Source organism: Hydrogenophaga sp. (assembly GCF_028698005.1).
Classification (GTDB): domain Bacteria; phylum Pseudomonadota; class Gammaproteobacteria; order Burkholderiales; family Burkholderiaceae_C; genus Hydrogenophaga.
In genome coordinates this window covers 44,170-53,577 of sequence record NZ_JAQVEJ010000003.1, presented here as the reverse complement: position 1 = coordinate 53,577, position 9,408 = coordinate 44,170, and the positions used below count along the sequence as shown (strand labels likewise).

The window sequence follows — 9,408 nt, the reverse complement described above, 5'->3', positions numbered from 1 at the left end:
ATGAAAATCTCCTCGTTTGGTGAAAAAAAGCGACGAGCCACCGCCACTGGCCGGCTCATTCGCGAAACAGTTGCACCCTTGCCACGCCCAGATGCTCGATGCCCAGGGCCCGTGCCGCCGCCGCGCTCAGGTCGATCTCACGCCCCGGGTGCCGCGGGCCGCGGTCGTTGATGCGCACCACCACCTCGCGGCCGGTATCCACGCTGCGCACCCGCACACGCGTGCCGAAGGGCAGCCGCCGGTGCGCGGCCGTCAGCGCATGCATGTCGAAGCGCTCGCCGCTGGCCGTGCGCCGGCCCTGCAGTCGCGCACCGTACCACGAGGCGAATACCACCGGCGGCGCATCCCCTACCAGGCCCCGTGCGCAACCCGTCAGCAACAGCGACAGGCTGGACGCGCAAACCATGCGACGGCGCATCAGGCCCACCCGCCCTACCCCTGAGCCAGCCCCAGGCGGCGCAGGATATCCAGCGTGGCCGTGCTCTGGTTCATGGTGTAGAAATGCAGGCCGGGGGCGCCGCCACGGCGCAGGCGCTCGCACAAGGCCGTCACCACGTCCAGGCCGAAGGCCTTGATGGACTCGGTATCGTCACCGAAGGCCTGCAGGCGCAGGCGGATCCAGCGCGGCACCTCGGCGCCACAGGCGTCGGCAAAACGCAGCAGACCGGTTGCATTGGTGATGGGCATGATGCCCGGCACCACGGGCGCCTCGGCGCCCAGCCGCTGCGCCTCGTCCACGAAGCGGAAATAGGCGTCGGGGTTGAAGAAGAACTGCGTGATGGCCGAATTGGCGCCGGCGCGGATCTTGCCCACGTAGGCCTGCAGGTCGGCCCCCGGCGTGCGCGCCTGCGGGTGCGTCTCGGGGTAGGCGGCCACCTCCAGGTGGAAGTGGTCACCCGTCTCGGCGCGGATGAAGGCCACCAGTTCGGCGGCGTAACGGAACTCGCCCATGCTGCCGTACCCGCTGGGCAGGTCGCCGCGCAAGGCCACGATGCGGCGCAGACCCATGGCCCGGAACTGCGCCAGCTTCTCGCGCACGGAATCGCGCGAGGCACCGACGCAGGTGAAGTGCGACGCACCCTGCTGGCCCTCATCCAGGATGGCCTGCACGGTCTGCAGCGTGCCGTCCTGGGTGGAGCCACCGGCGCCGTAGGTCACGGAACAGAACTCGGGCTTCAGCGCGTACAGCGCCTGGCGCACCGCGCGCAGCTTCTCCGCGCCCTCGGGGGTCTTGGGCGGAAAGAACTCGAAACTCAGGGACAGGCCCATACGAAAAACTCCCGGTTGCCATCACCACCGGTGATGGCACTTTCAAAATAGTCGCGCAGCACAAGGCCGTTGTCGACACAGGCCTGCGCCATGCGCTCGCGCACGAGCGCATAGCTGGCTGCGTCGCGGACCAGGCCGCCCTTGCCGATGTGCGCCGGCTGCAGCTCGAACTGGGGCTTGACCAGCATCAGCAGATGCCCACCTGGCCTGAGCAATGGCACCAGTGCCGGCCAGACCAGCGTCTGGGAGATGAACGACAGGTCGCCCACGATCAGGTCGAACGGGCCCTGCGCCACCTCGCCACCGGCCTCGAGCAGGCGAGCCGCACTCAGCTCGCGCGCGTTGCAGTGTTCGATGGCGATAACCCGCTCGTCGGCCCGCAGTCGCTCGTGCAGCTGGCCCTGGCCCACGTCCACACCGACGACACGCGCCGCGCCCTGGCGCAGCAGGCAGTCGGTGAAGCCGCCGGTGCTCTGGCCGACGTCCAGACAGGCCATGCCATGGACGGACACCCCCGTGCGCGCGAGCGCGGCCTCGAGCTTGAGGCCGCCGCGCGACACATAGCGCGCCTCGGCCGCGTCGTCCAGCGCCAGTTCGGCGGTATCGGGAACGGCCTCGCCGTTCTTGCCCACGCGCTGCCAGGCGCCGCCCGGCAGGCGCCAGCGCACGCCGGCGGCGATCAGCCGCTGGGCCTGCGAGCGCGACACCGCCAAACCGCGCTCGACGAGCAACTGGTCAGCGCGCATCGCACATCAGTACCGGTAGCTGTCCGGCTTGTAGGGGCCATCCTTGGGCACGCCGATGTAGGCCGCCTGCTCGTCGGTCAGCACCGTCAGCTTCACGCCCAGCTTCTTCAGCTGCAGGCGCGCCACCTTTTCGTCCAGATGCTTGGGCAACACGTAGACCTTGCCCACATCGTAGCCGTCGGGGTGGCAGAACAGCTCGATCTGCGCGATGGTCTGGTTGGCGAAGCTCGAGGACATCACGTAGCTGGGGTGGCCGGTGGCGCAACCCAGGTTGACCAGGCGCCCCCTGGCCAGCAGGATGATGCGCTTGCCGTCGGGGAAGATCACGTGGTCGACCTGCGGCTTGATCTCTTCCCACTGGCAGCGGGCTTCCAGCTCGGCCACCTGGATTTCATTGTCGAAGTGGCCGATGTTGCAGACGATGGCCTGGTCCTTCATGGCGGCCATGTGCTCGTAGGTGATGACGTCCTTGTTGCCGGTGGTCGTCACGAAGATGTCACCCTGGCTGGCCACCTCGTCCATGGTCACCACGCGGTAGCCTTCCATCGCGGCCTGCAGCGCGTTGATGGGGTCGATCTCGGTCACCCAGACCTGGGCACTCAGGGCACGCAGAGCCTGGGCCGAGCCCTTGCCCACATCGCCGTAGCCGCACACCACGGCGATCTTGCCGGCGATCATCACGTCGGTGGCGCGCTTGATGCCGTCCACCAGCGACTCGCGGCAGCCATACAGGTTGTCGAACTTGCTCTTGGTGACCGAGTCGTTGACGTTGATGGCGCGGAACATCAGTTCGCCGCGCGCCGACATCTGCTTGAGGCGGTTGACGCCGGTGGTGGTTTCTTCGGTGACGCCAATGATCTGCGCGCTCTTGCGGCTGTACCAGGTCGGATCTTCGGCCAGCTTGGCCTTGATGGCGGCGAACAGGATGCGCTCCTCCTCGCTGCCGGGGCTGGCCAGCACGGACGGATCCTTCTCGGCACGCTTGCCCAGGTGCATCAGCAGCGTGGCATCACCGCCATCGTCCAGGATCATGTTGGGGCCTTCGCCCTCGGTGCCCTTGGCGCCGAAGTCGAAAATGCGGTGGGTGTAGTCCCAGTACTCTTCCAGCGTCTCGCCCTTTTTCGCGAACACGGGCGTGCCCGCGGCGGCAATGGCCGCGGCGGCGTGGTCCTGCGTGCTGAAGATGTTGCACGAGGCCCAGCGCACCTGGGCACCCAGCGCCTGCAGGGTCTCGATCAGCACCGCCGTCTGGATGGTCATGTGCAGCGAGCCGGTGATGCGCGCACCCTTGAGGGGCTGTCTGGCGGCGTACTCTTCGCGGATGGCCATCAGGCCGGGCATCTCGGTTTCCGCGATGGCGATTTCCTTGCGGCCCCAGTCGGCCAGGCCAATGTCGGTGATGACGCTGTCGGCGCCGGCGGCAGGCATGCGTGCGTTCATAAGGTGTGCTCCCAAAGCATGGTTCAACAAAGACACCACCGGCAGGGGAAGCAGGCTCACCTCACGCGCACAGTGGAGATGAGCGTCGTTGCGAAGGGGGTTCCGAGCCTCACGCCAGGGCGGCGCTGCAACGCTCCTCGGAATGCAGGATTTTAGCCCATATGCGACACTGCCGCCCAGCCATGACGACCCTCACACCCCTGGACCACTGGCCCCTGGCCGAGCGCGCGCGCATCATCGGCGTGCTCACCGACATCGACGACACCCTGACCACCGAAGGGGCGCTGACGGGCGAGGCGCGCCTGGCGCTGCAGCGCCTGCGCGACGCGGGCCTGCCGGTGTTCGCCATCACCGGCCGCCCCGCCGGCTGGAGCGAGCCCTTCGCGCTGGACTGGCCGGTCGATGCCATCGTGGCCGAGAACGGGGCCGTGGCCCTGTGGCGCCGGCCCGACGGCAGCCTGGGCAAGGACTGGCTGCAGGACGCCGCCACGCGCGAGCGCAACTTCGCGCAGTTGCAAGCCGTGGCGCAAGACGTGCTGCGGCGCCTGCCCCACGCCCGGCTCGCCACCGACAGTGCCGGCCGCGAAACCGACATCGCCATCGACCACAGCGAGTTCGCCCATCTGAACGAGGACGACATCGCGCAGGTGGTGCGCCTCATGCAGGCGGGTGGCCTGCGCGCGACGGTCAGCTCGATCCACATCAACGGCTGGATCGGCGACCACGACAAGCTGGCCGGCGCGCGCTGGATCGTGCGCCAGCGCCTCGGCACCGATCTGGAAGCGGAACTGGACCGTTGGGTCTATGTGGGCGATTCGACCAACGACGCCCGCATGTTCGGGCACTGCCCGCACAGTGTGGGCGTGGCCAACGTGCGGCGCTTCTGGACCCAACTGGCGCACCGGCCGCGCTACGTCACCCGGGGCGAGCGCGGCGCCGGCTTCGCCGAGGTCGCGCAAGCCGTGCTGTCGGCGCGCGGCGGCGGGGCGGCGCAATGAGCGAGCCCCCCCGGCCCCCCGCTGCCGAGTTGCTGAACGCCACCGTGCAGGCACCCCGGCCCCATGCCGGGCGCGGGCTGCTGGCCATCTTCGGCTCGACCTTTCTGGAACTGGTGGGCTATTTCATGCTCGCTCCGCTGCTGCTGCTGCGCCTGAAGACCCTGGGCGCGCCGACGGCGCTGGCGGGCGTGTTCGCGGCCACCGGCTGGATCGGCGTGTTCCTGATCACGCCCTTCGCCTCGGCCATCACCCAGCGACTGGGGCGACGCGGCACCTTCTGGCTCTCGGCACTGGTGCCGGTGCTCACCACCCTGTGCTTCGCCCTCACGCAGGCGCTGCCCCTGTGGTTCGCACTGGCCCTGCTGGCCGGCATGTCGTCCGGCCTGCGCTGGGTGCTGGCCGAGGCGGTGGTGGCCGAATTCTCGCCACCGCTCAGGCGCGGCCGCTACGTGGGCATTTTCGAGACCATGGTGGGCGCCACCTTCGTCATCGGCCCGGTCATGCTGGCTGCGGTCGGCGCGGCCAGCGACAAGGCTGTCTGGCTGTCGCTGGGCTTCATCGCCTGCGGCTTCGCCTGGAGCCTGCTGATCCCGCCCCTGCCCCGCGCCGGCGACGCCACCTCGGCACCCGTGGGCTGGCGCGGGGTGTGGCACGCGCTGCGCGCGCACCCGCTGATCATGGCGGTGGGTTTCATCGGCGGCTTCTTCGAAAGCGGACTCACGGCCATCCTGCCGCTGTACGGCCTGAGCCTGGGACTGGGGGCCAGCGCCGCCGCGCTGCTGGTGTCGGCCAGCGGCCTGGGCAGCGCCCTGACCATGCTGCCCGCCGGCGTGCTGGCCGACCGTCTGGCCCACCACCCGCGCCAGCGCTGGGGCGACGCCCGCGCCGCGCGGCTGCTGCTGATGCGCGCCTGCGCCGGCCTCACCCTGGCGGCCACACTGCTGATTCCCTGGGTGGCCGGCTCTCCCTGGCTGGCCGCCCCGGTGGCCTTCGTCTGGGGTGGCGCCGGCGGGTGCCTCTATACCCTGGCCATGATCGACATCGGCTCGCGCGAACAGGGCGTCACCCTGGTCAACAGCACTGCCGTGCTCGTGCTTGCCTACACCCTGGGCGGGGTGCTGGCACCGATCCTGGGTGCGGCCAGCCTGCAGTGGTCGCCCCGGCTGGGGTTTCCGGCGCTGCTGCTGGTGGTGGCGATGCTGGGGATATGGCTGTTGCGGCGGCGGCCGCGCTGACCCGCGCTCAAGGAGCGGACGCCGGCATGTCACCGGCGCCAGCGTTGCGGGCACCTGGCGCCGGCCTGTCCAGCACCCGGTCGGCCAGCCCGCCGCCCACCCACATGCCCGCCAGCGTGAGCCAGGCGGTGGTGGCGAAGATGGCGCCACCGGTCATGCCGGCACCCACCGCGCAGCCTCCGGCCAGCATGGAACCGAAGCCCATGAGGATGGCGCCGACGATGTAGCGCGGCATGGTGTAGGCGCCGCTGAAGCCTTCGAGTTTCCAGTCGCGCCCGACCAGGGCGCCGGCCAGCGAGCCGAGGAACACGCCGGGCATGAGGCCGAGGCCGAAGGTCCAGGGCTGGCCCGGTTCGGCCAGCACGCGCATCAGCCATTCGGCCGAGGGGCCGCTGAATGTCAGGCCCTGGATCTGCACCGGTTCGAACGAGTGCGCCATCACCTGGTAGGTGCCGAGCCAGGCCAGGGCCACCATGAAGCCGGTGCCGATGCCGCCGACCCAGCGCCAGGCGTCGGCCCGGGTGTGCCAGGCGAAAAAGGCCGCCGTGACAAGCCAGAGACCGCCAAAGGCGATGCCGTCCACCGGGCCGACGCCGGCCAGCGCCAGCAGGCTGCGCGCCGGACCGCCCTCCACCACCCACCAACCGGCGATGGCCTCGCGCCAGGGCGCCAGGATGCCGGCCAGCGAGGCCTGCGCCGTGACGGCAAAGACCAGCCCCGACAACAGGGCGCGCAGGTTGCCGTTGGCCGAGAGCACCAGCAGGCGGCTGGCGCAGCCGCGGGTCATGACCATGCCGACGCCGAAGATGAGCCCGCCGACGATGGCGCCCGACAGGCTGCCGCGGGCCGAGAGCTGCCGGGCGGTACCGGTGTCGAGCAAGCCACCGGCAATGAGCGCCTGCACCGCCACCACGGCCGTGGCGAAGGCCAGCAGCCAGACCGAAAGCTTCTCGCCGAAGCGACCGTGCCAGAACTCGATGACGGCGGCACGCAGGCAGAAACGCGAGCGCTGGGCGAAAAAGCCAAAGCCCAGCCCGACCAGCAGGCCCATGAGCGCCAGCACCACCGGTTCGCCCCGGGTTTCGATCCACGCGGTCCAGTCCATCGCAGCCTCTGTTCTGTTTTCTGATCTATTTATCGCTTTATGCGCAAATGTGGATGTTATGCCGTTTGCCCTGCTCGCGGCTCAGGGCAAACCTTCATGCGCGGGGCGATTTCGCCGGCGCTTGCGCCAGATCAAGCGCCGCGTGCCGTGCCGGCGGCGCGCAAGTGTCGTAAGCTTGGCCTCGGGGGTGCCGGTGGCGCCCGTCTTTATGGAGCGCGCGTCTTGGCTTTTCCCTGGCTGGTGGCATTGAAGGTGATTCCCTGGGGCGACGTGATCGAGCACGCGCCCAAGGTGCTGACGGCCGCCCGCCAACTGGTGGACCGGCAGCGCCGCCGCCCAGCCGAGGCGCCGCCCCCCGCGCCGCCGCCGCTGCCCGCCGACACACCGCCCGAGGTGGCCACGCTGGCGGGGGAACTGGCGGCGCAGCGCGAGGAACTGCGGCGCGTGCAGCAGACCCAGGAGGCGCTCACGCAGACCGTGGCTGACCTGGCCGAACAGAACACGCGGCTGGTGGAAGCGGTGGAACTGCTGCGCCGCCGCACGCGCCTGCTGCTGGCGGTGGCGGCCCTGCTCGGGCTGGCGCTGGTCTGGGTGGCGGCGCGCTAAAACGGCCACGAACAGCGGCTTGCCATGCCCAGGCACGCATGTTAATCTGGTCAGTATGACCAAATTAACCAACCATCACCGACCGTTCCCCAAGCGCCCAGCCCCCTTGCCAGGGCACTGGCTGCTCCAGGACGCCAAGGCTCGCTTCAGCGAACTGGTTCGGCGTGTCCACAGCGAAGGGCCGCAGCACGTGACGGTGCACGGCAGGGATGAAGTCGTGGTGATCTCGGCGGACCAGTTCCGGCGCCTGCAAGGCGAGCGCACGGGACAGGCGCTGGTGGACACCATGCAGGCCTCACCGCACCAGGACATCGAACTGCCCATCACCCGTTCGGAAGCCATGCCGGTGCGGGACGTGGCATTGTGAAGGGCTGGCTGCTCGACACCAACATCCTGTCCGAGCTTCGGCGCCCACAGCCCGAGCCAAAAGTCGTGGCGTTCGTCGGAGAGCGCCCGCTGGACAGCCTGTACGTCAGCACGGTAACATTTGCGGAAATCCGTGTCGGGAGCGAGCAGGTCGAAGATGCACACAAGCGTGCCGCGCTCAACGACTGGCTCAACCTGCAATTGCGCCCGATGTTCGACAACCGGGTGCTGCCCGTCAGCGAGGGCATCATGCTCAAGTGGCGGCTGATGGTGGAAGAAGGGCGCAAGGCAGGTCACACCTTCTCGCAGCCCGACCTCATCATCGCCGCCACGGCCGCTCACCATGGATTGACCATCGTTTCACGCGATGTCGGCGGGTACGCCAGGACAGGCGTGCCGCTGGTCAACCCGTGGCAAGCCTGACCAGGCTCAGGCCCGCCCCAGCACCGGCCCCAGCACTTTGCCGGTGTGCGTGCCCAGGCGCACCACGTCCTCGGGCGTGGCGGCGGCGACGATGCGCCCGCCGCCCGAGCCGCCTTCGGGGCCGAGGTCGATGATCCAGTCAGCCTCGGCCATGACGTCGAGGTCGTGCTCGATGACGACCACGCTGTGGCCGCCGTCGACCAGCCGGTGCAGCACGCGGATGAGCTTTTCCACGTCGGCCATGTGCAGGCCGACGGTGGGCTCGTCGAGCACGTAGAGCGTGTGCGGCGCCTTCTGGCCGCGCCGGCCGACGTCGTCGCGCACCTTGGACAGTTCGGTGACGAGCTTGATGCGCTGGGCCTCGCCGCCGCTGAGCGTGGGCGAGGGCTGGCCCAGAGTGAGGTAGCCCAGGCCCACGTCCTTGAGCAGTTGCAGCGGGTGGCTGATGGCGGGCATGGAGGCGAAGAAGTCCACCGCCTCGTCCACCGCCATCTGCAGCACCTCGCCGATGTTCTTGCCCTTCCAGGTGACGGCCTGCGTCTCGGGATTGAAGCGGGCGCCGTGGCAGACCTCGCAGGGCACTTTCACGTCGGGCAGGAAGCTCATTTCGATGGTGCGCATGCCCTGCCCCTCGCAGGCCGGGCAGCGGCCTTCGCCGGTGTTGAAGGAAAAGCGCCCCGGCCCGTAGCCGCGCGCCCTGGCTTCGAGGGTGTCGGCGAACAGCTTGCGCACGGTGTCCCAGAAGCCGATGTAGGTGGCCGGGCACGAGCGCGGCGTCTTGCCGATGGGGGTCTGGTCGACTTCGAGCACGCGGTCCACCACCTCGATGCCGAGCAGCTTGGCGCAGCCGGCCCAGGCCGGGCGCTCGCCGGCGTCCCAGGCCTGGCGGCCGGCGGCGGTGCTGCGCATGGCCACGGCGGCGGCGGCGTTGGTCAGCAGCACGTCGCGGGCGAGCGTGGACTTGCCCGAGCCCGACACGCCGGTGACCACCACGAGCCGCCGCAGCGGCACGGCCGCGTCGAGCTGCTGCAGGTTGTGCAGGTTCGCGCCCCGCACTTCCAGCCAGTCCACCTCCGCAGCCGACGCCGGCGCGCCCATCCCCCGTTGCGGAAGAGGAAGCCAAGACAGGCCGCCGTGCCTGCAGCGGATGCTTCATCGCGTGCAGCAGATAGCGCCCGGTCAGCGAATCCGCGGACGCCGAAAGGTCGGCCACCGAGCCC

Annotated in this window: 9 protein-coding genes, 2 pseudogenes and 1 riboswitch; of the genes and pseudogenes, 5 read left to right on the top strand and 6 right to left on the bottom strand. The window is 69.6% G+C overall.

Annotated features, from left to right (window positions below; translation table 11 throughout):
• Window positions 1-55: 55 nt before the first annotated feature.
• The 4 genes and pseudogenes from PHQ87_RS00840 to ahcY form a co-directional block, all read right to left on the bottom strand.
• Window positions 56-325, bottom strand: a pseudogene (locus PHQ87_RS00840) (septal ring lytic transglycosylase RlpA family protein); the annotation flags it as partial.
• Window positions 326-432: 107 nt separating this feature from the next.
• The gene (metF, locus tag PHQ87_RS00835; RefSeq protein WP_300230233.1) at window positions 433-1,269 is read right to left on the bottom strand and encodes a methylenetetrahydrofolate reductase [NAD(P)H]; all 837 of its coding nucleotides are present in this window, start codon (window positions 1,267-1,269) and stop codon (window positions 433-435) included.
• A complete protein-coding gene (locus tag PHQ87_RS00830) occupies window positions 1,254-2,015 on the bottom strand; it encodes a TlyA family RNA methyltransferase (RefSeq protein ID WP_300230231.1) in 762 nt (253 codons plus the stop codon). Before PHQ87_RS00830 ends, metF begins: the two co-directional genes overlap by 16 nt.
• Window positions 2,016-2,021: 6 nt before the next feature.
• On the bottom strand, window positions 2,022-3,455 hold the full coding sequence (gene ahcY, locus PHQ87_RS00825) for an adenosylhomocysteinase (RefSeq protein ID WP_300230229.1): 1,434 nt from the start codon (window positions 3,453-3,455) through the stop codon (window positions 2,022-2,024).
• A gap of 73 nt (window positions 3,456-3,528) precedes the next feature.
• Window positions 3,529-3,600, bottom strand: a riboswitch (S-adenosyl-L-homocysteine riboswitch).
• A 37-nt stretch (window positions 3,601-3,637) separates the two neighbouring features.
• Here ahcY and PHQ87_RS00820 point away from each other — a divergent pair.
• On the top strand, window positions 3,638-4,453 hold the full coding sequence (locus tag PHQ87_RS00820; protein WP_300230227.1) for an HAD family hydrolase: 816 nt from the start codon (window positions 3,638-3,640) through the stop codon (window positions 4,451-4,453).
• Window positions 4,450-5,688 (top strand): MFS transporter, encoded by a 1,239-nt coding sequence (locus PHQ87_RS00815; RefSeq protein ID WP_300230225.1) that lies wholly within the window; start codon window positions 4,450-4,452, stop codon window positions 5,686-5,688. The genes PHQ87_RS00820 and PHQ87_RS00815 overlap by 4 nt, the downstream gene beginning before the upstream one ends.
• Window positions 5,689-5,695: 7 nt before the next feature.
• Here PHQ87_RS00815 and PHQ87_RS00810 read toward each other — a convergent pair whose 3' ends face one another.
• The gene (locus PHQ87_RS00810) at window positions 5,696-6,793 is read right to left on the bottom strand and encodes a YeeE/YedE family protein (RefSeq protein WP_300230223.1); all 1,098 of its coding nucleotides are present in this window, start codon (window positions 6,791-6,793) and stop codon (window positions 5,696-5,698) included.
• Between the two features lie 222 nt (window positions 6,794-7,015).
• On the opposite strand from PHQ87_RS00810, the gene PHQ87_RS00805 reads away from it, so the two are divergent.
• From PHQ87_RS00805 to PHQ87_RS00795, 3 genes are read left to right on the top strand one after another with little or no spacing between them, the layout of a single operon-like run.
• Window positions 7,016-7,399 carry a hypothetical protein gene (locus tag PHQ87_RS00805; RefSeq protein WP_300230221.1) on the top strand — a complete coding sequence of 128 codons (384 nt, stop codon included), beginning with the start codon at window positions 7,016-7,018 and terminating at the stop codon, window positions 7,397-7,399.
• A 55-nt stretch (window positions 7,400-7,454) separates the two neighbouring features.
• Window positions 7,455-7,766 (top strand): type II toxin-antitoxin system Phd/YefM family antitoxin, encoded by a 312-nt coding sequence (locus PHQ87_RS00800; RefSeq protein WP_300230219.1) that lies wholly within the window; start codon window positions 7,455-7,457, stop codon window positions 7,764-7,766.
• Window positions 7,763-8,188, top strand: a complete 426-nt coding sequence (locus PHQ87_RS00795; protein ID WP_300230217.1) for a type II toxin-antitoxin system VapC family toxin — start codon at window positions 7,763-7,765, stop codon at window positions 8,186-8,188. Before PHQ87_RS00800 ends, PHQ87_RS00795 begins: the two co-directional genes overlap by 4 nt.
• A gap of 6 nt (window positions 8,189-8,194) precedes the next feature.
• On the opposite strand, the pseudogene PHQ87_RS00790 reads toward PHQ87_RS00795, so the two are convergent.
• Window positions 8,195-9,408: pseudogene (locus PHQ87_RS00790) on the bottom strand (excinuclease ABC subunit A); the annotation flags it as partial.